Origin of the sequence: Alloprevotella tannerae ATCC 51259 (genome assembly GCF_000159995.1) — a bacterium.
GTDB classification, from domain to species: Bacteria; Bacteroidota; Bacteroidia; order Bacteroidales; family Bacteroidaceae; genus Alloprevotella; species Alloprevotella tannerae.
In genome coordinates, this window is record NZ_GG700642.1 from 803944 (window position 1) to 826511 (window position 22568).

The window sequence follows — 22568 nt, forward strand, 5'->3', positions numbered from 1 at the left end:
ACAGATGAATTTGCGCAGTTCCTTACTAATAGGTCTGCTGCTCTTGACAGGAACCCTTATGGGACAGACAAAGAAAAGCTTTACGCTGGACGACTTAATGTGGGGCGGATCCAATTATTGGAATCTTCAGCCCAAGAATCTCTACACTGCGTTTTGGGGCTCTAAGCTTATGCAATTAGAAGTAGAGGCAGTCAAAACCTGTACAGATGAAAAAGGAAAACGCGTAAAGGCGCAAACCTTATTCACGGCGGCTGATGTGAAAGCGCTCATTACAGACGAGACAAAGGGCCGCGGCCTCAACTTGATGCAAGCTTCATTTCCTTATCCGAACAAGACTTTAGCTTTGCTCCATACCAATCGAAGCAATCTGCTCTACGATTGGAAGAAGAAAGCCATCGTTTGGCAGGCAGAACGCGACAGCGTTAGAGTGAACGAAGAGTTTAACATCCCCTCTCGCAGCGAAGTTTATGCAAAAGACTTTGATCTGTATCTGCGCACGGCCGACAGCAAAGCGCATCGCATCACAACTGATGGTTCAAAAGATATCGTCTACGGGCAAGCCGTTCACCGCGATGAGTTTGGCATTAAAAAGGGCGCTTATTTCAGTCCGTCAGGCCAACTCTTGGCTTATTATCGTATGGATCAAAGTATGGTCGAAGACTATCCGCTCGTCGATATTTTCACGCGCGAAGCCAAACTTGATGCCATCAAGTATCCAATGGCCGGTATGACCAGTCATAAAGTGACCGTAGGTGTTTACAATCCCAAGACGGAGCAGACGGTTTGGCTGCAAGCCGGCGACCCGACTGACCGTTACTTCACAAACATATCTTGGGCGCCCGATGAGAAGACTATCTATATGATTGAGATGCCCCGCTCGCAGAAGAAAACAGAACTCGTAGCTTACGACGTAGCAACGGGCCAACGCAAGGGCGTACTCTACACAGAAACGCACGAAAAGTATGTGCATCCTATGCATCCGCTCACTTTCTTGCCTTGGGACAGCAGCAAGTTTATTTACCAAAGCGAAAAGGACGGCTACAATCACCTTTATCTCTTCGACACAAAGGGCAACCAACTCAAGCAAATCACGAAGGGCGAGTTTGTCGTACTCGATTTAGTAGGATTCAACACAAAGACAAAGAGCGTCATCATTCAATCTAACGAAGCGCATCCGCTACACCATAATTACTATGCCGTAAATATCGACAACGGCAAGCGCACATTGCTCGACAACGGTAAAGGCACACACCGCGCAATGCTGTCTCCGGACGGAACGATGCTCTTTGATCGCTGGAGCGAGCCCGACGTATTCCGCAAAATAGCTGTGCGCAATACGGCGACGGCAAACGCTACGCTGCTGCAAACCGATGCTTCACCTTGGCAGGCTTATAATGTGCCGGAAATCTCTTCCGGTTCTCTCACGGCTGCTGATGGGCACACAAAATTGTTCTATCGCTTGGTTAAGCCGATCAACTTCGATCCTAACAAAAAGTATCCGACCGTCGTTTACGTCTATGGCGGACCTGGCGTGCGCAATGTCGACGCTTCTTGGAATTATGCTGCACGTTCGTGGGAGATTTATATGGCACAGAAAGGCTATGTCATCTTCGTGCTCGACAACCGCGGCTCAAGCGAACGCGGATTCGCCTTTGAAACGGCCACTTATCATCGACTCGGACAAGAGGAAATGAAAGACCAGATGCGCGGTGTCGATTATCTCAAATCGCTCCCCTATGTAGATGCGAACCGCATCGGTGTGCACGGCTGGAGCTACGGCGGATTTATGACGACGAGTCTGATCACCAATTATCCCGACGTCTTCAAAGTTGGCGTAGCCGGCGGTCCGGTTATCGACTGGAAGTATTACGAGGTAATGTATGGCGAGCGCTATATGGGCACGCCGCAGGAAAACCCTGAGGGTTACGCGCAAAGTTCGCTGCTCAATAAGGCCAAAGACCTGAAAGGACGTCTACAAATCATCATTGGCTATAACGATCCTGTCTGCGTGCCGCAGCACAGTTTGGCTTTCTTGCGCGCTTGCGAAGACGCCGGTACGCAGCCCGACTTCTTTACCTATCCGGGCCAAGGCCACAATATGATGGGAAAAGATATGGTACACCTGCACGAACGCATCACGCGCTACTTTGAAGATTATCTGAAATAACGAGTGAATGGCGAACAATGGGCAAGCGAAGATGCTCCCTTGTTCGCCACTCATTATATATAAGGTATCATCTATACAAACTCCGGGCGCCACGCACTTTCACCCAAGCCGTGCACCCATAAAATCATATCACTATGAAGAAAGCTATTGCAACAGCAGCTGCACCCGCAGCTATCGGTCCTTACAGTCAGGCTATTGAGGCCAACGGACTTATTTTTGTATCCGGACAACTTCCTATCGTCCCCGAAAAAGGCGAATTTGCCGAAGGCGGCGTACAAGCACAAACGCGTCAGTCGTTAGAGAATATGAAAGCCATCTTAGCCGAGGCCGGACTCACGATGAACGACGTCGTAAAGACTACGGTCTTTTTGGCGGATATGGGCGACTTTGGCGCGATGAACGAAGTGTATTCCACGTTCTTTGAAGCTCCCTACCCCGCTCGCTGCGCTTATGCCGTTAAGACCCTGCCTAAGAACGCTTTGGTAGAAATTGAGTGTATCGCCGCTCGCTAAGATTCGTCAAACTATGTTGGAAAAAATCGGCGTATTTCTTTCCTCCAAACCTCATTTGTCGGCAGCCTGCTTAAAGGCTGCCGATGCTTTAGGCACTTGGATTGGATCGACGGGTCGCACCCTCGTCTATGGCGGCAACACGTCAGGTTTGATGGGTCATTTGGCCGAAGCCGTCAACCGCTCCGGCGGTCGCATTTTTGGCGTAGTGCCGCAGCGTTTGTTTGATATGGGCTGCGTCAGTCCTTTGTTGCACGTCACCTTTCCCACAGCCGACCTTGCCGATCGCAAGGCCACGATGATTCAAGAGAGCGATGTCTTCATCGCGCTGCCTGGCGGACTTGGTACGCTCGACGAGGTATTCACCGTGCTGGCAGCCGCAACCTTGCAGTTTGAGCATCGCCCCGTCATTCTCTACAACGTAGAGGGCTGTTGGGATCTACTGCTCGCACTCTTAGAAGATCTTCACCAGCGCAGATTGATCGACAAGCAGCCGAAAGCCTACTTAAAAGTAGTCGGTTCGATCGAAGAGTTAGAAGCCGTCATAGCCGACTTGTAGTCCACTTATCCCGCCACGAGTCGCATTTTACGATCCTCCTTCGTCGGGTTATTTTGCTACGAAAGCTCATTCCCAAACACTTATATCGTCATCCTTAACGAAGGCAGAAATAAAAGAAAAAGCATCTAAGTCTGCATGAGCAGTAAACAAAGCGGGCAAAAGATGCTTTCTTTTTTTCATCCATACCTGTCCCAATTTGCTCCCAAGGCTTGGGACTTTATTCCCAAGCGCAGCGGACTTTTGTTCCAAGGCTAGGAATTTTTATCCGCAAGCTTGGAATTTTTCGAAGGCTATTGAAAGTTGCAAACAAAACAGATCTTCTAAAATATTCGAGCCTGATTCTTGAGTGATAATGAAAGAAAAATTCAAAAACACTTGCTTGTACATATTATAGTCTGTATATTCGGGCAATATTATTCCTCGAAGGATTATTCCAAGAAAAGAGCTAAGAATCCTTGAAAAAGAAATCAATTAGCAACTTATTAAATATCTTATGGAAAGAGGATTTAAACTATTTGTGGTTATTGGGGCAGCCGCATTGACAACTGCGTATTCTGTGAATGAGAGTAAAACCGATAATACTGTTATTATTGGTTCTACGACTCATCCAGATACAACGCGTGGTGGCTGTTATGGAAATTATGGCCATTGTGGCGTAACTATGAATGGAACATATCTAATTGAAAAATGGAAAGAATGACATTTTATAAACCTGATCGTAAACCTTCTCTATACTGTAGGAATACAGCCTTGCGAATGGCTTTTTTATTCGTTTCTTTTCTCTTCTCTTTATTTGCTTTCTCGCAACCAGCTGGAGAATTTAAGGTGAGAATGATTGCTCCCGAAGGATATTCCGTGGGGAAAATCACTGTCAGTATTCAGATAGATAAAACAAGGCTGAAAGGAAAAACAGATAACACCGGCGTATGTCAGTTTAAGATGCCCATTTATAATGATTCTCTGCGTATCAGATTGCTAACCGAGAGCCCTTTTTACGCTCCGATCGACACTTTATTGACCATAAGGGCGGAGAAAGATATTGAACTATCCTTATCTCCTGCTGATCTGCGGGAAGTAAGCGTCGTGGGTTACAAAAAGATAGTTAAGACTAATGCAGAAAAGCAAGTATTCAATATAGATCTTGGTGGTTTGTTGCAATCAGCCAAAGCAAATTTGGCCCTAAAGCGAGTGCCGGGAATAATATATACAGACAAAGGCTATCAATTGGCTGGCAACGGTAAAGCTGCCAAGCTCTTGATAGATGGCATCGAGACGACCGAAACGGAATTAGAGAAAATAATGGCAGGAGATATTGCAAAAGTTGAAGTGAGACGTATCGGCCTGAATGATGAAGCAAGTTCCGGAGAAATCAATGTAATCCTTAAAAGAAACAGAGCCAATCTTTTGAAAGGAGAAATAGCAGCAGGCACACAGCTATCCAGAGCAGGGTTCAACTTATCACCTTCTGCTACTTATCGTTCCGGAAAGATTGACCTAATCTTCTGGTCCTCATACACACAGGATCGACAAAAAGGAAAAAATATACTATATAGAGATGAAGAAGAATTCCTCTTCTCGGAATATAAAAATCGCTTACAGCAATATAGTGGAGCTTTAAAAACAAATATCCGCCTCTCTCCAAAATGGGAAACAGCTTTGAATTATTCTATTTTTGGGTATAAGGCTCCGGCAGATGTCGTTTGGCGTTCAAAAGGCGTGAACCAAACAGCGCAATACAATAAAGAGTCATATTTCAGCCATTTCGTCAACGCTGTAATCGCACACGATATCAACGCCAACAAACGTTTATTCTTCAAGGCACGCTATTTTAATTATGCGACAAATAATGAAACGGCACATCCTTACACCTTATATAAAGGTAAAATGAATGAATGGACAGGGGAAATCTTACTGGAAGCCGATAGCATTCGTTTTTTGAGGGATTATCATAATATTGCCATTGGGATAAAAAGCATTTATCGAAATACGTTGTTGACCGCCAGCCGCTTACCTTACCGCAGTGATGTACAACAATTATATATGAAAGATCAATTTTCTCTGAATAAGTGGTTTGATGTTTTTTTACTCTTGCGCGGAGAATGGTATGGCTTTAATTTCCAACGAACCGGCAGTACGAGACGTTTGGCTGTACTACCTACAATTTCAGTAAATTATAACGGGAAAATAGGTTCGTTTTCCTTTGTGTATAACCGACATATCGAAAGACCAAGTGTAGATTTTTTGAATCCGGAAGTCTTTTATATCAATGAATACGAGAAGAGTCAGGGAAACGTGCATTTGCGCCCGCAATACGCTGATCGTTATACGCTGAACTACTCCCGGCAAATCGGTAGTGGTTTTTTGACTTCTAATGTCGTGTATGAACGTATCGGAGATATGATAGGCGGTGTGTATATGACAGATTATAGTACATCTACTTATGAAAATGCGGGTAAAGGAAGGATACTAAACTTGAACATTGGTTATAGTAAACCTCTGTTTAAGCATGCGTTGAACCTTAACTTAAATATTACTGCCGACCATACTGCGTATAAAATTGCGCCAGCCTTTGCCGCAATAGCTTTAAGTGAGGGCAATGAGGGCTGGGGCTTAACAAGTACGATGAACTTATCTTATATGGCACCAAAACAATGGTTCCTTGAATTGATGTTAATGCACCGTAATAATGAGAGAACTTTGAACTCGACAGTGCATAACAAGATTCGTTTGGATCTTACTGTAACTAAATCGCTGTGCAATGATCGTTTAGATCTTTCGCTTTCTTATAATGATATGTTCGGATTGTTTAGAAAACAACGCGTAAGGTATAAGTTGAAAGGCCTTACTCAGATTTCGAAAGTTTACTCCCCTTCCTCTTTTTTGGGGATCTCGCTGACGTGGCGCTTCGGCAAGGATTTTAAGATTCAAAGTGTGGGGGAGGTAATTAACAATGAAGATATTAGAACTAAATAAAATGAGACGTGATTCTAGTTTAAAAAGGAAGTAAGATTCCATATTTTCTTATATGAAATCTTACTGAAGCATTGCATTGATCGTATTTCTGAAAATGAGTCAGCGTTGCCCACAATGCGCAGATTGTTCAAACTTAGTGTGCAACAGTTGAATACTATCCTACGCTTTATCGCCCCACATACTTGCCTTTCGCCACGATTTACGAGTAGTCGTTGCGCGCTAAAGGACATCGAAGTAGCGCACTTCAATAAGAACGACGCCTTTTCACATCTTTCGACTTTTATTATATCGAATGCTTTTATTACCCCTACTTCGACAACAAAAGCAAAAGCTAAATGTCTCTTTTCACATTTTACAACCTATTGTTAGTCTCTAAGAAAATTATTTATTACTTTTGCCTTGATTGTATGCACATATAAAAAGATGAGCGAAAGACTTAGGGTGATTATCAGCGGCGGCGGTACGGGTGGACATATTTTCCCGGCTATATCGATTGCCAATGCACTGCGCGAGAAGCGGCCCGATGCCGAGATTCTCTTCGTAGGAGCAGAGGGGCGTATGGAAATGCAACGCGTCCCGGCTGCAGGCTATGAGATTAAGGGCCTGCCTATTGCAGGGTTTGACCGTAAACGCCTTTGGCGCAACGCCGGCGTACTGCTAAAGATTTGGAAAAGCAGCAAACTGGCCAAGCAAATCATCCGCGAGTTTCGCCCGATGGTAGGTGTCGGCGTCGGAGGCTATGCCAGTGGGCCTACGCTCCGCGAATGCGAGAAAATGCACATACCGACCTTGCTGCAAGAGCAGAACTCTTACGCCGGGGTTACGAATAAGTTGCTGGCTAAAAAAGCCTCAAGCATCTGCGTAGCCTACGACGGTATGGAGCGCTTCTTTCCGGCTGACAAAATCATCTTCACAGGTAATCCTGTGCGCAAACAATTGCTCTACGTTGATTGCACGAAAGAGGAAGCCATCAAGCAGTTTGGTTTGGCTCCCGAAAAGCGAACGGTGCTGATTGTAGGCGGTTCGCTTGGCGCACGCAGTTTGAACGATACGATTCTGGGTAACCTGCCGCTCATCCGCCAACAGCAAGAGGTGCAATTCATCTGGCAGACGGGCAATTATTATAGTGCGGCCATCCAAGCCGAACTTTCGCGCCGTAAATGTCCCGACAACCTGAAGGTAACGGACTTTATCTCGGATATGGCCCACGCTTATGCGGCCGCCGATCTGATCATCTCGCGCGCCGGTGCCGGCAGTATCTCCGAATTTTGCCTGCTGGGCAAGCCGGTTATCCTCGTGCCCTCGCCCAATGTGGCCGAAGATCATCAAACGAAAAACGCCTTGGCTCTCGTGCAGAAAGATGCTGCACTCTACGTTAAAGACGAAGAAGTGAGCCGAACGCTCCTGCCGCTGGCCATCAATACGGTCAAAGAGAGGCAACGCTTAGCGCAACTCAGCGACAACATCCGCCAACTGGCACGCCCCAATGCGGCGTCAGACATTGCCGATGAGGTTATACGCTTAGCAGAACAACACACACGACAATAATGCATACGCGCCGGCCTCACGCAGGCAGGCCGTACAGGACCGATATAGGACATTAAGATGCAGACGATTAAATCAGTCTATTTCATAGGTGCAGGCGGCATAGGAATGAGCGCCTTGGAGCGCTATTTCCTCTCGCAATCGCTCTTTGTCGGCGGCTACGACCGCACGGAAACGCCCCTGACAAAAGAACTTATACGCGAAGGTGCTGACATTCATTATACCGACGATGTAGACGCTATTCCGCAAGCGTGCCGCGATCCGCAGACGACGCTTGTGGTCTATACGCCGGCCGTCCCGAAAGATCATCGCGAACTGACTTGGTTCCGTCAAGCGGGCTTTGAAGTAAAGAAGCGCGCAGAGGTCTTAGGTTATTTAACGCGCCAAATGAAAGGTCTCTGCGTAGCCGGTACGCATGGCAAGACGACGACAACAGCTATGGCGGCGCATCTGCTCCACGAGAGCCACGTAGGCTGCAACGCCTTTTTAGGCGGCATCGCAAAGAATTATGCAACAAATTACTTGCTCGACAATGACAGCGACTTCGTCGTCATAGAGGCCGACGAGTTTGATCGTTCTTTCCACCATTTGCAGCCCTATGCTTCGGTCATTACGTCTACGGACCCTGACCATTTGGACATTTATGGCACGAAAGAGGCTTACCTTGAGAGTTTCACACACTACACCAGCCTTATCCGCCCCGACGGTGCTCTAATCGTGCACAAAAATTTGAAGTTTAAAGAGGCCCCTCCGACCGGCACGCGCCGCTTTGATTATGGTAGAGATGCGGGCGACTTCCACGCCGAAAACATTCGCATCGGTGGAGGCAGGGTTTGCTTCGACTTAATCTCACCGCTTGGCAACATCAGTGAGATAGAGCTTGGTGTGCCTGTCAGCATCAATATAGAAAATGGCATTGCAGCCATTGCCTTGGCGCAAATTGCCGGCGCCACGCCTGACGAGATACGCGAAGGGATGAAGACCTTTCAAGGCGTAGATCGACGCTTCGACTTTAAGATGAAATCGGACAAGGTTGTGCTGCTCAGCGATTATGCGCACCACCCCGCAGAGGTGCGCCAAAGCATCCTCTCTGTGCGCGAAGTCTTTGACGGCCGCCGCATCACAGGCATATTCCAACCCCACTTATATACGCGAACACGCGACTTCTATCGTGAGTTTGCCGAAAGTCTGTCGTTGCTGGACGAAGTAATCTTGCTCGACATCTATCCGGCGCGCGAACTCCCTATTGAAGGCGTCAGTTCGAAACTCATTTATGATCATCTCCGGGCGGATATGAAGAAGCACTTATGTGATAAGTCGGCGCTTCTACCTTTGCTCAAGCAGGAGGAAACAGACGTCGTAATGGTCTTAGGTGCAGGCGATGTGGATGCAATGGTGCCTCAGATAGCACAAATGCTGAAAGAGAAATACAATATTATATAAGAAGACTGACACAATCCACTGTGCGGTGCGCCGCGCAAAGGAGAACAAAACCACTGCTCTGGTGAAAACGCTGTTTAAGTTGCTCCTACTAATAGGGCTGATCGTTTACCTCGTCTTTGCTTTCACCCACTTTACGGGCGAGAGCTACGGGACGAAGTGCGTCGGAATGAACATCGCTGTCACAGACAGTGCGCGTGCAGCCTTTATGACCTCAACCGATGTCGAACATATCTTGCGCAAAGCTCGATATTATCCCATCGGACAAGAGATGAACGCTATCAACAGCAGAAAAATTGAGACGCTCTTGATAAAGAATCCTTTCATCAAAGAGGCTACCTGCTACAAAACACCTGACGGGCGCCTCAATATTCTCATCGCACAACGCCTGCCGCTAATGCGGGTCATAAGCAACAATGGAATGAACTGCTACGTCGATGAACACGGTTTTATGATGAAACCTATGGGCTACGCGGCCGACTTAGTTGTCGTCACGGGTTTTGCAGATCCGGCCTTCATAAGAAAGCATTTGATTCCGCTCGGCATATTCTTGCGCGACAACGAGCTTTGGGATAAACAAATAGAACAAATCAACGTGAGTGAAGACCATAAACTGACGCTCATCCCACGCCTCGGCGATCAAATTATCCTCTTTGGCTCGCCTGACAACATAGCACAAAAATTCAATAACCTTCGGGCTTTCTATGAGAAGGTAATGCCTAAGGTCGGTTGGAATAAATATAGTCGGATCAATCTTGAGAATACGAATCAGATTGTCTGCACGAAGCGAACAGCAAATAAGAAATAAGCGCTTCGAGGCACAAGAACGACTGACATTCACACGCACAATAAAAGATAAACGATATGGCAACAGAAGACAATTTCATCGTAGCGATAGAGTTGGGCTCTTCCAAAGTGACCGGGCTCGTCGGGCGCAAGCAACCCGACGGCGCCATTCAGATTTTAGCCAGCATACAAGAGCCTTCGGCCAGCTTTATTCGCAAAGGACGCATTAACAATCTAAATAAGATGACGTCTTGTGCAACGCTCATCAAAGAAAAATTAGAAAAGACGCTGAAGAAAACCATCAGCGGCTGCTACGTTGGGGTTGGCGGTATGGGAATGCACACGGTAGAAAATACTGTTGTGCGCCATTTCCCCGACAAAATGCTAATCACCAACGAGGTCGTAGATGGGATTCGCGACAACAACTTACAGTCGCAACCCGGCGAGCGCGAGATCCTCGAAGCTGTACAGCAAGAATACAAACTCGGCGCACAAACGCAACTCGATCCGGTAGGCATTCAGGCTGAAGGGATAGAGGGACATTTCCTCAACATCGTGACCAATCGCCGCGTACGCGAAGATATCTACACCTGCTTTAGAGAAGCCGGCCTGCAGGTTATTGACCTCCCGATCACCTTCTTGGCATTGGCAGATCAGATGCTGACAGGCCCGGAAAAGCGCTCAGGTTGCGTATTTGTCGATATGGGTGCTGAAACGACTTCTGTGGCCGTATTTAAGAATAATCTATTGCGCCATCTCGCCGTTATTCCGCTCGGTGGCGACAACATCACGCGCGACATTGCCTCTCTCCAAATTGAGCACCGCGAAGCAGAGCAGTTAAAACGCGAATATGGCAAAGCTTACTACGAAGCTGACGATGAGAGCCACGCACCGATTAGTTTGGAAGACGGCCGTAGCGTTAAATACGACGACTTTAGTGGACTCGTGCAAGCTCGCTTGGAGGAAATCATTGAAAACGTCAACGAGCAAATCAAATGTTCAAAACTCGACAAGTCGCAACTCATCGGTGGCCTCATCATTACGGGAGGCGCTTCTCGCCTAAAAGGTATGGAAGAAGCCTTCCGGAAGGTGACGAACATCGAAAAGATTAGTTTCATTAAGCGTGTCAGTACGCAACTCCGCTTAGCTCAGCATTTGCAAAACTTCAACAAGGAAGGTGACTACAATGCGACTATTGCGCTCATAGACAAGGGTGAAATAAACTGCTGCGGCGGGGAACTTGGAGCGGAAGCACCAACAATCTTTAATAGAGAAGAGGAAGAGAAACGCCGACGCGAACAGGAGACGCGCACTGCAGCTGATGCTGCTGAAAAACAAAGACTGGAAGAGGAAAAACTTCGTCTTGAAGAAGAGCGTAAGCAGCAAGAGGCAGAAGAAGCTGAACGGCAGCGTAAACAAGAAGAGCGTGAGCGCAAGAAGCGTGAAGCGCGCGAAAAACGCAGCCGATTCTTTGGTAAAATAAAGAATATGATCGGCAGTTTGGTCAACGACGATCGCGAAGAAGAATAAGCTATAGAAAAACAAGGTTCAACTACAAGGCAAAAGCCCTGCTAACAAAACAAAGACAATGAACGAAGACAACAATACGAACAACGGCCTACTAATCGACGTCGGTATGGGCACTCCGCAGACGACACCCTCCATCATTAAAGTCATCGGCGTGGGCGGTGGCGGCGGCAATGCGGTCAATCATATGTATCGTGAAGGTATTCACGACGTCAATTTCGTACTTTGCAATACGGATAGCAAAGCGCTTTGCGACTCGCCCGTTCCTCATCGTCTTCAATTAGGAAAAGAAGGCCTCGGCGCAGGCAATCGCCCCGAAAGAGCGCGCGAAGCAGCCGAAGAAAGCGTAGATGATATTCGCGGTATGCTGCAAGACGGCACCAAGATGGCTTTCATTACCGCCGGTATGGGTGGCGGAACGGGTACAGGTGCAGCGCCCGTCATCGCTCGTGAAGCGAAGAATATGGGAATCCTCACCGTCGGTATCGTAACGATCCCGTTCAAGTTTGAGGGCAATAGAAAGATAGATCAAGCCCTCGACGGCGTAGATGAGATGTCGCGCCACGTCGATGCGCTCCTCGTGATCAACAACGAGCGCCTCCGTGAGATCTATCCTGACCTCAACGTCCTGAGTGCCTTTGAAAAGGCTGACAACACGCTGAGTGTGGCGGCACGCAGCATTGCTGAAATTATCACGATGCACGGCATTATCAACCTCGACTTTCGCGATGTCTGCACCGTCTTGCGCAATGGCGGTGTAGCCATTATGTCTACCGGCTTCGGAGAAGGCGAAGGCCGCGTCACAAAAGCCATCAACGATGCACTCAACAGTCCGCTGCTGAACAACACCGACATTTTCCGCAGCAAAAAGGTATTGTTAGCCATCTCTTTCTGTGCGGAAAAAGAAGGCGACACGCTGATGATGGAAGAGATGAATGAGGTACACGAATTTATGTCTAAATTCGGCAGTGACGTAGAGACAAAGTGGGGACTCTCCACCGATCCTTCGCTCGATAAGCGCGTAAAAATCACGATTCTTGCCACAGGCTTTGGCGTAAAAGACGTGACAGAGGTCAAGCAAAAATTGGATGCAGAAGAAGAAATTCGCCGCCAACGCGAGGCCGACAAGCAAGAAGAAAACGAAGAGCGCCGCAACGCCTTCTATGGCTCTGACGAGAAGAAAGGCGGCCTGCGCCGGCGTCCCAAAATTTTCTGTTTTAGTGCTGACGATTTAGACAATGAAGAAATTATCTCTATGGTAGAGATCACGCCGACGTTTAAGCGCAGCAAAGAGGTCTTAAACGAGATCAAGACAAAGGCGCTGGGCAATGTTGCCATCGTGCCGGAGTCGGCCACCACTGAACCGGGCGGCGTTATCAACTTCTAACCGCCCCTCCCCCTTTGCGGGGCGAACGGATGCTTAAGTATTATCGGTCAGCAAACGCCGCAGCATTCGTTCGCCCCGCTTATCTTTTCTGTGCCTTTCGGGATTTGTTATACTCTCATCAAATAGTTGCTGCAAACGGTCTTCCCTTAGAATTGACCGGTTCGTCGCATAGACATATATATAAGCGTCCAAGATGCCCGAAGTAACTCTTGTACGCAAGCATAATAGATTCTATGGTTTCTGTCGGCCTTTGCGTTTAACATACACGCCGCGTATCTTCCGGCAAATCGATTGCGAGAATTCACACTATCCGAAACAAAGCAACACACCCGTTGAAACGTGAAGATTTCAACGGGTGTGTTCTATAAATAAAGAAGAGATTACTCTTATTTCTTGCTTACCTTAGCCGTTAAGCGGTCGTTAAGAATACGCCAGCGGGGCTTATTCTGCTTCGCTTTAGCCAACTGCGCTTCGCGGCGGCGATCTGCCTCTTTCTTTCGCAACTGCTCACGATTCTGACGGCTGATTTCAGCCCACTCAGAGACGGAATAGTATTCGCCGGATGCAGGGTCAATCAACTGAAGTTCAGGCAGCGTAAGCTTGCCATTGCCATCGCCGTTAGGACCGGCGGAAAAGCCTACATTCGTAACCTCTACCTGCGCCAAACCTGAGGCCACCATACCAATCTCTTTGGCTGCTGCCATCGAAAGGTCGACGATACCGCCACGGCGGAAAGGTCCACGGTCCGTCACACGGACAACCACCTCGCGATCGTTGTTAAGGTTGCGCACTTTAAGCAGCGTTCCGAAAGGGAGCGTGCGGTGTGCACACGTCAAACTGTCTTTGTGATAGCGCGATCCATCGCTTGTACGATGACCGTGCGCGTTGTTACTGTAATAACTTGCAATGCCTCTCTTCTGTGCGTTGATTTGCGTAAAAGCAGTCAAGGCTAAGAGCAGGCCGATTGTGAATTTTGTTACTTTTTTTATATACATGCTCTATTATTTCTCACGAGACGCTGCCTACAGAGAGAAGAACGAGGATATCAAAAAAGGATGTCGACTGCTGTTCTTTCAAATGAGCACTCCTAAAGCAATTGGAGCGCTTACAGACTATAGGTTTTCCTACAGCGAGAAGGCTGTAGCAGGCTACGAGAGCCGGGTCTGCGTGATGTTTATGGGCGCAAAGGTAAGGCTTTTATTGTGTTTAGCCAAACCTTTCTTTGTCCTTTTTCCCCTTTTAACTTTTCCGGAAGGGCCTTGTTTTGGTCTCATTTCCACGATAAAAGCAGGGCTTCTCGCCTATACTGAAGGTCGGAAAACTTTAACAAATACTCGGCGCCGGCAGACGCATTTTTGTTGAGCGATAAGAGGAAAAACGGAAAGCAGGTCTTGCTCCAAACGAAAGAAAAATCGTTTAAATTCATCACGCTTTTAACAAAGAAAAAGAGGATCAAAATCTAAAAGCACGCGGAATGGTGTAACTTTGCCTACGTCTTTATTATCCCCCAAAGAGATCGAGTAAACAATGACAGAAACCCTTTCAGATGCCGAGAAGTTTAAGAAACAGTTGCGCTTAATTGTACTCTTAACCACCAATGCTCCACTCTCGGTCGACGAAATCAGTCGGCAGCTGCATATGAGCCGCCGTTCGACTTACAGATACATAGAAGAATTGCGCAAAGCCGGATTTATATTGAAAAAATCAGGCACGCGCTATTTCATCGACCATCATTCGCCCTTTTTTGCTCAAGTGACGCAGTTCGTACACTTCACCGACGACGAAGCAGTCACGATGAACCAAATCCTCAATACGATCTACGACGATTCGCCGCGCATTCGACATCTGCGAGAGAAGTTGGCGCGCTACTACGATGTGAACTTCATCGCACGCGTTGAGACCGACGAATTATTAGCTAAGAATTTGAGCGTCCTTTATGAGGGCGTACAGACCGAGCGCGTCTGCATTTTACATGATTATTATTCGCCTAATAGTAAGCAGACGAGCGACCGCATCGTCGAACCCTTTCTTTTCTTGAATGGCAACAACGAAGTGAGATGCTACGAACTGGCTACGGGCACGAACAAGACGTTTAAAATCAGCCGCGCACGCAGTGTGGAGCTGCTCGACTTGCAATGGTCTCACAAAGATCGGCATGCGGCCTTCTATACCGACCTCTTCCACTTTTCAGGTGAGCGTCTGTGGCGCGTCAAGTTGATTCTCGGTCCCTTGGCGGCCGACTTATTAGTGCAGTCGACACCTAAAGCGAAAGACTTGATGGTGGTATTGGACGATGGGCGCTACTTTTTGGAGACTGACGTGTGCAGCTTGAAAGGCGTTGGACGATTTGTGTTAGGACTATATGATGATATCGACGTCTTCGATTCGCCCGAATTAGAAGAATATCTGGCATTTCGTATCAAAGATATGCAGCAGAAGATCAGCAAAGGGCGCAGCGTTACGCCAACGATGCAGATGGAGATTCAGCGCACCATCGAGCAGACGCAAGAGGCTGAAGACGTAGCCGACAACACTTAACACGCACTTTCTAACAACGCATTTCGGGAATAGGCCGGTCTAATAGTCGGCAAGGGGAAGCGCGGCGTTTTCACTCGGCGCACCTAACGAACGCGCGAAAGCTTTCATTTCCAATTCCAACTGATGGCCGCGGCCATCAGTGAGTCGGTCTACTTCCCGCCAAAAGCGCGGCCCGTGGTTCATTTCTCGCAAATGGGCCAATTCGTGTTTGATGACATAATCAATCAAATGTGATGGCGCAAGCATAAGCCAAAGCGAGAGGTTAATATTGCCCAACGATGAGCAACTCCCCCAGCGTCCCCCAAGATTCTTAATGGTTAGGCGATGATACGTAAAGCCATAAGTCTGCGCAAGGTAGGCCAAGCGCGGCGCAAGGTAGGCATGCGCCTGCCTACGTAAGGTTTCGACGACTACTTTGCGCAGCCACATTTGCCCTTCGAGCGAAGTGTAGCCTTCGTCGTTAGGCAAAAAGACGGTGACCTGCTTATCTGCACGCCGCAAGCGCGCTTGCGGCAGTTCGCGGCGCTCAAATTGAAACTGCCAAACGTCGGTCGCGATCCTGAAGTCGGGCGTTATTTTTAGAGGTAGTCCTGCGATGCGCATAAGCAATCGGAATTAAAAATAAATACAATACGTTTTTTCAAATCTTGAGCAGCCTGCAAGTTGCGCGCTGCTTATTCTTGGGCGAAAAGTTCTGTTCTACGACTGTGCCGATAGCGGCTGCTAAGTTTTTGCCGGGTCTTAACTTTATATAATGTGTCCTGTGATGCGTCTTTTGAAGCGACCCGGAAGTATCTGTAATCGGTTCTCGACCGGCAAATATAAGTCTGTTGCGCCCGACATTCGGCGTTTAGCCGCATACATCTATGCTTTAAATCAGGACGGCGGTCATCGGAGCAAAAGCAGCTAACGGCGCAGCCGAGATATTTATGTACAAAAAAGTCCTATGTTTTTCAATAACACAGGACTTACATCGTTGTTCCACTCCGATTCGAACGGGGACTGAGAGAACCAAAAACTCTAGTGCTAACCATTACACCATGGAACAAACTCATTGCTCTTCGTGAAAAGAACGCTGCAAATGTAGCGTTTTTTTTCTTTTCTTCCAAATATTCCTTGCAAAATCTACGCGCCGACCCTAAGGATTGCCTGATCAAGCCCTTTCGTTGGCAAGCGTAAAGCGCATTCTGCGATGCATCTCATAAGCCGGCGGAAAACGATCGCCTGACGGATCGACGCACACAGTTGGTTCGCCGCAACCGGCATACGGCATTATTGTCGTTTGCCGGCGGCAAACCATCGTTTGCTCCCACCAAACTATCGTTTGTTCCCGGCAAACCATTGTTTGGCGGCAGCAAACCATAAGCGAGCACTGTGAAGATGCGAAATAGTGCTCTCGCGGCAACGCGCAAGTGCGGCATATTCTGTAAAAAAGAGAGCAAAGAAAGGAGGTTATACGATGCGCCGCGGGCACAGCATAGCCATCGCAGGACGCAATCGGGGCGCGGCTCTTCGCAAGCGCAGATACGAGAAAACATCCAAGCAGCAAGAGGCTCAAGGGAGCGTTGCCGCTTGGATGTTATCATTGATCTGAGAACATAAACAAGTTATTGGGCGAAGCACATCGCACTTCCTGCCCCATTTTTTCAGCGCGAGCCGGCAGCTTTTAGGTGAGCAGCGTGCGCACGGCAATCGGCGATCAGCTTGTTCCTAAGATCTCGAGCGCTTTCTTGACGATGTCGCTGCGCGAATTGATGAATTGGAAGTATTCGTTGCGATCCCAAATATCATAAATAATAAGCGATTTGAGCGTAAAGCGCAGGTCTTTGAGCGTCTTCTGAAGTTCGGCGTCATCTTTGGGTTTTACGCCTTTGCGTCCGGCGACGGCCACGATCGTATCCGTAAGTTCGGCCGGCACTTCATAGTTTTTGATAAACGCTTTAATATCCTTATACTTCGCTTTCAAGTCGGCGCGGTGGCGGTCTATATAGCGCAGCGATTGATCGTTGATATAGTTGCCGCGGCGCAAAGCCATATAATATTTTGTATAAGTGGTCGTGTCCAAAGGCACGAATACGTCAGGCATAATCCCACCACCGCCATAGACGGGACGGCGCTTGTTGAGCGTATGATAGACCTTCGTCGAATCGAGACGGATGCTGTCGATCGAAATCAACTCTCCGTGCTTAAAGCGATTCTCAAAGTCTTCTTCATATTCCGACTTGCGGCCCTTCGTATAAGGTTTCTGAATGCAGCGTCCGGAGGGCGTATAATAATGAGCCACGGTTAGGCGGATCATAGAGCCATCAAGAAGCGGAATGGGGCGTTGTACGAGTCCCTTACCAAAGGTGCGTCGGCCGACGATCGTACCGCGGTCGTAATCTTGCACAGCGCCGGAAACAATTTCTGCGGCCGAGGCCGTAAATTCGTCAACCAAAACGATGAGTTTTCCTTTGCGGAAGAGTCCGCCGCCCTGAGCTTTAAGTTGCTCTTTAGGCGTTGCGCGCCCCTCAGTATAGACAATCAGGTCGCCGGCATTGAGAAACTGATTGGCCACTTCGACTGCGGCGCCCAAATAGCCACCGCCGTTGGACTCTAAGTCGAAGATAAGGTCTTTCATACCCTGCCCTTTCAGCTTTTCAATGGCCTCTTTCACCTCCGCACCGCTCGTTGCACCGAAGCGATCCAAGTGGATGTAGCCCACACCCGGACGAATGATGTAAGCCGCATCGAGCGTGTTCATCGGAATCTTGTCGCGCGTGACGTTGAACCAGATCATGTCGGGCACGCCGCGGCGAATAATACCCAGTTTTACAACTGTTCCCTTCGGACCGCGGAGGACTCGCATAATGCTATCGCGCTCCATTTTGACGCCGGCAATAACTTGATCGTTGACTTTTACGATGCGGTCGCCGGCCAGTATGCCGACCTTTTCGCTGGGCCCTTTGCGGATCGTCTGAATCACAACCAGCGTATCTTCAAGCATATTAAACTGCACGCCGATTCCCTCGAAGTTGCCCTGCAGAGGTTCGTTGATCGCTTTCGTCTCTTTGGCGTCCGAATAACTTGAGTGCGGATCGAGGCTGTTCAGTATTCCGCGTATGCCCGCTTCAGTCAGTTTGCCTTGATTAACCGTATCTACGTACAATTCTGTGACGGCCACGTGCACCATTTGCAGTTTGCGCAATTGGTTTACGTCTATATCTTGAAACTCCTGCCGAAGTTGTGCCGTGGCAGTCAGCGCTAAAGCGTACGATAGCGCGAGTAAAGTCAGTAATCGTTTCATTATAATTGTTTCTTTTCAGGTAAAAACTCGGTAACATCCTTGCCGAAGGCGATCAGTTCGCGGACAACGCTCGACGAAAGCGAGGCAAAGCGGGCCTCACAGAAGAGCATAACGGTCTCGATGTTACCCAAAAGCTGATTCATTGCCGCCGTATCGCGCTCGTACTCAAAATCTTTTACGCTGCGCAGGCCGCGTACGATAAAGCGGGCGCCTACGCGGCGGGCTAAATCAATCGTCAGGTCGGTATAACTCTCGACACTGATTTTCGGTTCTTCGGCATAGAGCGTACGAATGTAGGCAACGCGCTCCGCAGGTGGGTAGAGCGGCTTCTTGCGTTCGTTGACGCCTACGCCTATCACAATATGGTCGAACATAGGCAGGGCGCGCTCCACGATGCTTGCGTGGCCCTTGGTAAAAGGGTCGAAAGAACCGGGGAAGATGGCGATCTTCTTTGTGTCGTTCGCCTTATGGGCTGTTGCTATTGCGTTATTATCGGTCGGCATAGCCTTGGTGTGTTAAATATAAGCGTTGATGGTTTGCAAGAGAGAGAGCTTTGGAGGCTCACGTTGAATGCTAAGCGGGGAAATGGAGATTTATTCTTCGCTGCTCACCGTTTCGTCGGCCTCATCGGGCAAGTCTTCTTCGACAACGAGATTGTCGATAATAAACTCTTGGCGCTCCATCGTATTTTTACCCATATAATATTCGAGCAAAGCGCCTACTTGGTCGCTTTTGTGCAACGTCACTTGCTCCAAACGGATCTCAGGGCCGATAAAATGCTTAAACTCATCGGGCGAAATCTCACCCAAGCCTTTGAAACGAGTAATCTCCGGATCAGGGCCTAAACGCTCGATAGCGCTCAGGCGCTCCTCTTCGGTATAACAATAGATGGTCTCGTAATCGGAGCGACTATCGCTTTTCTGCTTCTTGAGGATAGCGGCTCCGGCCGCGTCGTCGCTGACTTGCTTCTGTTGTTTCCGGCGCCCTGCTGATTTCACCTTGTTTCTAACGCGAAACAAAGGCGTTTGCAGTATGTAGACGTGACCTTTTTTAATGAGTTCGGGAAAGAATTGTAAGAAGAAGGTGATCATTAACAGGCGGATGTGCATCCCGTCGACGTCGGCGTCGGTCGCTACGATCACTTTATTGTAGCGCAGGCCGTCTAAGCCGTCTTCTATGTTGAGCGCCGACTGCAAGAGCGAAAATTCCTCGTTCTTGTAAACGACTTCCTTGGTCTTACCAAAGCAATTGAGCGGCTTTCCGCGAAGCGAAAAGACGGCTTGCGTGTTGGCGTCGCGACTCTTCGTGATAGATCCGCTGGCAGAGTTGCCCTCGGTGATGAAGAGTGAGGAGTCGAAGCGCGGGTCGTTGTCTTTATTGTAGCCCTTCTTGGGTGCCTCGTTAAGATGAATGCGGCAGTCGCGCAACTTAGCGTTGTGCAGGTTGGCTTTTTTTGCTCTTTCGCGGGCTAACTTCGTGACGCCGGCCATCGCTTTGCGGTCGCGCTCGCTGTCTTGAATCTTTTGCAGCATCACTTCTGCCGTATCGAGATTCTTATGCAGGTAGTTGTCGACCTGTTCTTTGATGAAATCGCCTACAAACTTATTTACGCTTACGCCGCTCAGCGGGAAAGGATGGCCGTCTTTATCCTTGGTCGGCGCCATCATCAGCGAGCCGAGTTTGATCTTCGTCTGACTTTCAAACATAGGCTCAATGACGCGCACGGAGATGGCGGCAACGAGTCCGTTTCTAACGTCTTGCACGTCGAAGTTCTTGCCAAAATGCTCTTTGATCGTCCGCGCAATGTGCTCCTTAAAGGCGCTCTGATGCGTGCCGCCTAAGGTCGTATGCTGCCCGTTGACGAAAGAATAATACTCTTCACCATATTGCGAAGTATGCGTAAAGGCTATATCTATATTGTCTCCTTTCAGATGGATAATCGGATAGAGTCCGGGAGCCGTCATATTATCATTGAGCAGATCTTCCAAACCGTTCCTACTGATAATGCGCCGGCCGTTGAGGAAGATTGCCAAGCCAGTGTTGAGGTAGGTATAGTTGCGCAGCATCGTGTCGACCGTCTCATCTTCAAAGTGGAAGTGGAGGAAGAGTTCGGGGTCGGGTTCAAAGTAAACATAGGTGCCGTCCTCTTCGTGCGTGTCTTCGTAATGATCTTCTTGCAAACGCCCGCGTTCAAACGTTGCCTCGTGCATCCGCCCTTCGCGATAACTGCGCACGACAAACTTCAAGCTCAATGCATTGACGGCTTTCAGGCCGACGCCGTTAAGACCCACGCTGGCCGTGAAGACCGAAGTATCGTATTTCGCTCCGGTGTTCAACTTCGAGACCGCATCAACCAATGAGCCCAAAGGGATGCCGCGGCCATAGTCGCGGATCGTGGCAGCGCGATCGTTGTCGATGCTTACTTCAATCCGCTTGCCAAAGCCTTCGTTAAACTCGTCGATACTATTGTCTATCGATTCTTTGAGCAAGACATAAATACCATCTTCTGCATGCGAGCCATCGCCTAAGCGTCCGATATACATACCGGGCCGCGTGCGGATATGTTCCGTATCATCGAGGTGGCGTATCTTGCTTTCGTCATACGTCCCCCGCTTATACATCGTTTGCTTGAGTTCTTCTGCCATATTTATTAAGGCCTACTTGTCGGCAATGTTCATTTTGAAGCAGCGGCGACGCTTATGAATTTCGTGATCAAAGTATTGCCACTGGTTTTGTACCTTCTCGTTCAGTTCGAGTTCAGGATTGCTCTCTGCATATTTGAAGCCCATCTTTTGATAAATGGGGATAAGATCCGTAAAGAGCAAAGCGTTGACGCCTTTCCCCTGATAGTCCGGCCGCACAGCGATGAGCAGCAAGTCGAGAATCTCGTTGTGCTTCCATTTCAAGGCGCGCAAAAGGTGATACCAGCCGAAGGGGAACAATTTGCCGTGCGCCTTTTGCAATGCGCGGGCAATAGAGGGCATAGAGATGCCGACAGCCACGAGTTCTTTGGCCTCATTCTCTACAAGCGTCACCATGCGGAAATCGAGCAGCGGGATAAACATCTTAACATATTGATCAATCTGTCGCTCCGTCATCTGCGAATAATTGAAGAGGGGCGCATAAGCCTCGTTGATCAATTGAAAAATCCGTCGTGCCGTGTCGTCCGCATAAGCATCCTTGCCGGAATGCAATTTGCGTACCTGCAGATGATATTTCTCTTTGACAATATTCGCAATGCGCAGGTGCTTCTCAGGCACTTCATCGGGAACAAACAGTTTGCGCTCCACCCAGTCGGCGCTTTTCTCCATCCCTAAAGCCTCGATATGCTCCGGATAATAAGGATAATTGTAAATGGTCGCCATCGTAGAGAGTTGGTCGAAGCCTTCGATCAGCATACCTTCGGCATCCATATCGGTAAATCCCAAAGGTCCCTCCAGCGTAGTCATTCCTCGCTCGCGCCCCCAGGCAATTACGGCATCGATCAAAGCGCGGCTAACGGCTTTATCGTCGATAAAATCTATCCAGCCAAAGCGCACGGTCTTCGACTGCCAAGTTTCGTTGGCGCGATGATTGATGATGGCCGCCACGCGTCCTACGAGTTTTCCATCTTGATAAGCCAAAAAATAATCGGCTTCGCAGAAATCGAAAGCCGCATTCTTCTTCGACGAGAAGGTCTTCAGCATATCCTCGTAGAGGTCGGGGACGGAATAAGGATTGTCTTTATAAAGTTCGTAATTAAAGCGGATAAATTGCTTTAATTCTTTTTTAGTAGTAACTTTCTTAAGCTGGATAGACATCAATTCGTTATTTAACATGCAAATGTACGCCGAAAACCGCAAAAGGCAAAA

18 protein-coding genes are annotated in these 22568 nt (G+C 48.5%); 11 read left to right on the plus strand and 7 right to left on the minus strand.

The annotated features are described in order from the left end of the window. Positions 1–4: 4 nt before the first annotated feature. From GCWU000325_RS03310 to ftsZ, 10 genes are all read left to right on the plus strand, one after another. Positions 5–2167 carry a S9 family peptidase gene (locus tag GCWU000325_RS03310; RefSeq protein ID WP_040599259.1) on the plus strand — a complete coding sequence of 721 codons (2163 nt, stop codon included), beginning with the start codon at positions 5–7 and terminating at the stop codon, positions 2165–2167. Positions 2168–2301: 134 nt separating this feature from the next. Then, the gene (locus tag GCWU000325_RS03315; protein ID WP_006254676.1) at positions 2302–2679 is read left to right on the plus strand and encodes a RidA family protein; all 378 of its coding nucleotides are present in this window, start codon (positions 2302–2304) and stop codon (positions 2677–2679) included. A 13-nt stretch (positions 2680–2692) separates the two neighbouring features. Then, positions 2693–3235 (plus strand): LOG family protein, encoded by a 543-nt coding sequence (locus GCWU000325_RS03320; protein WP_006254677.1) that lies wholly within the window; start codon positions 2693–2695, stop codon positions 3233–3235. A 493-nt stretch (positions 3236–3728) separates the two neighbouring features. Next, positions 3729–3935: a hypothetical protein gene (locus GCWU000325_RS11910; RefSeq protein ID WP_154646565.1), complete on the plus strand. Its 207-nt coding sequence runs from the start codon at positions 3729–3731 to the stop codon at positions 3933–3935. Continuing rightward, complete coding sequence (locus GCWU000325_RS03330) at positions 3923–6208, plus strand: outer membrane beta-barrel family protein (protein WP_083787956.1); 2286 nt, start codon at positions 3923–3925, stop codon at positions 6206–6208. Before GCWU000325_RS11910 ends, GCWU000325_RS03330 begins: the two co-directional genes overlap by 13 nt. 423 nt (positions 6209–6631) lie before the next feature. After that, positions 6632–7756: an undecaprenyldiphospho-muramoylpentapeptide beta-N-acetylglucosaminyltransferase gene (murG, locus tag GCWU000325_RS03335; protein ID WP_006254683.1), complete on the plus strand. Its 1125-nt coding sequence runs from the start codon at positions 6632–6634 to the stop codon at positions 7754–7756. A gap of 51 nt (positions 7757–7807) precedes the next feature. Then, entirely contained in the window at positions 7808–9196 is a 1389-nt protein-coding gene (gene murC / locus GCWU000325_RS03340) for a UDP-N-acetylmuramate--L-alanine ligase (RefSeq protein ID WP_040598852.1), read from the plus strand. A gap of 61 nt (positions 9197–9257) precedes the next feature. After that, positions 9258–10001: a cell division protein FtsQ/DivIB gene (locus GCWU000325_RS03345; RefSeq protein ID WP_154646566.1), complete on the plus strand. Its 744-nt coding sequence runs from the start codon at positions 9258–9260 to the stop codon at positions 9999–10001. A gap of 56 nt (positions 10002–10057) precedes the next feature. Continuing rightward, positions 10058–11509: a cell division protein FtsA gene (gene ftsA / locus GCWU000325_RS03350; RefSeq protein WP_006254686.1), complete on the plus strand. Its 1452-nt coding sequence runs from the start codon at positions 10058–10060 to the stop codon at positions 11507–11509. Positions 11510–11567: 58 nt separating this feature from the next. Continuing rightward, a complete protein-coding gene (gene ftsZ, locus GCWU000325_RS03355; protein ID WP_006254687.1) occupies positions 11568–12893 on the plus strand; it encodes a cell division protein FtsZ in 1326 nt (441 codons plus the stop codon). A 386-nt stretch (positions 12894–13279) separates the two neighbouring features. On the opposite strand, the gene GCWU000325_RS10925 is transcribed toward ftsZ, so the two are convergent. Further along, positions 13280–13888 (minus strand): septal ring lytic transglycosylase RlpA family protein, encoded by a 609-nt coding sequence (locus GCWU000325_RS10925; protein ID WP_006254690.1) that lies wholly within the window; start codon positions 13886–13888, stop codon positions 13280–13282. Positions 13889–14420: 532 nt separating this feature from the next. Between GCWU000325_RS10925 and GCWU000325_RS03370 the strand changes: the two genes are divergently transcribed. Then, positions 14421–15431 carry a helix-turn-helix transcriptional regulator gene (locus tag GCWU000325_RS03370; RefSeq protein ID WP_006254692.1) on the plus strand — a complete coding sequence of 337 codons (1011 nt, stop codon included), beginning with the start codon at positions 14421–14423 and terminating at the stop codon, positions 15429–15431. 39 nt (positions 15432–15470) lie between these two features. On the opposite strand, the gene GCWU000325_RS10930 is transcribed toward GCWU000325_RS03370, so the two are convergent. From GCWU000325_RS10930 to GCWU000325_RS03400, 6 genes are all read right to left on the minus strand, one after another. Continuing rightward, the gene (locus GCWU000325_RS10930; protein WP_006254693.1) at positions 15471–16034 is read right to left on the minus strand and encodes a M48 family metallopeptidase; all 564 of its coding nucleotides are present in this window, start codon (positions 16032–16034) and stop codon (positions 15471–15473) included. Between the two features lie 596 nt (positions 16035–16630). Further along, positions 16631–17017, minus strand: a complete 387-nt coding sequence (locus GCWU000325_RS03380) for a hypothetical protein (RefSeq protein ID WP_040598854.1) — start codon at positions 17015–17017, stop codon at positions 16631–16633. A 113-nt stretch (positions 17018–17130) separates the two neighbouring features. After that, the gene (locus GCWU000325_RS03385; RefSeq protein ID WP_006254696.1) at positions 17131–18717 is read right to left on the minus strand and encodes a S41 family peptidase; all 1587 of its coding nucleotides are present in this window, start codon (positions 18715–18717) and stop codon (positions 17131–17133) included. After that, positions 18717–19220, minus strand: a complete 504-nt coding sequence (gene coaD, locus GCWU000325_RS03390; protein WP_006254697.1) for a pantetheine-phosphate adenylyltransferase — start codon at positions 19218–19220, stop codon at positions 18717–18719. Before coaD ends, GCWU000325_RS03385 begins: the two co-directional genes overlap by 1 nt. 90 nt (positions 19221–19310) lie before the next feature. Beyond that, positions 19311–21362, minus strand: a complete 2052-nt coding sequence (locus GCWU000325_RS03395; RefSeq protein ID WP_006254698.1) for a DNA topoisomerase IV subunit B — start codon at positions 21360–21362, stop codon at positions 19311–19313. 12 nt (positions 21363–21374) lie between these two features. Further along, the gene (locus GCWU000325_RS03400; RefSeq protein ID WP_040599273.1) at positions 21375–22517 is read right to left on the minus strand and encodes a hypothetical protein; all 1143 of its coding nucleotides are present in this window, start codon (positions 22515–22517) and stop codon (positions 21375–21377) included. Positions 22518–22568 lie beyond the last annotated feature (51 nt).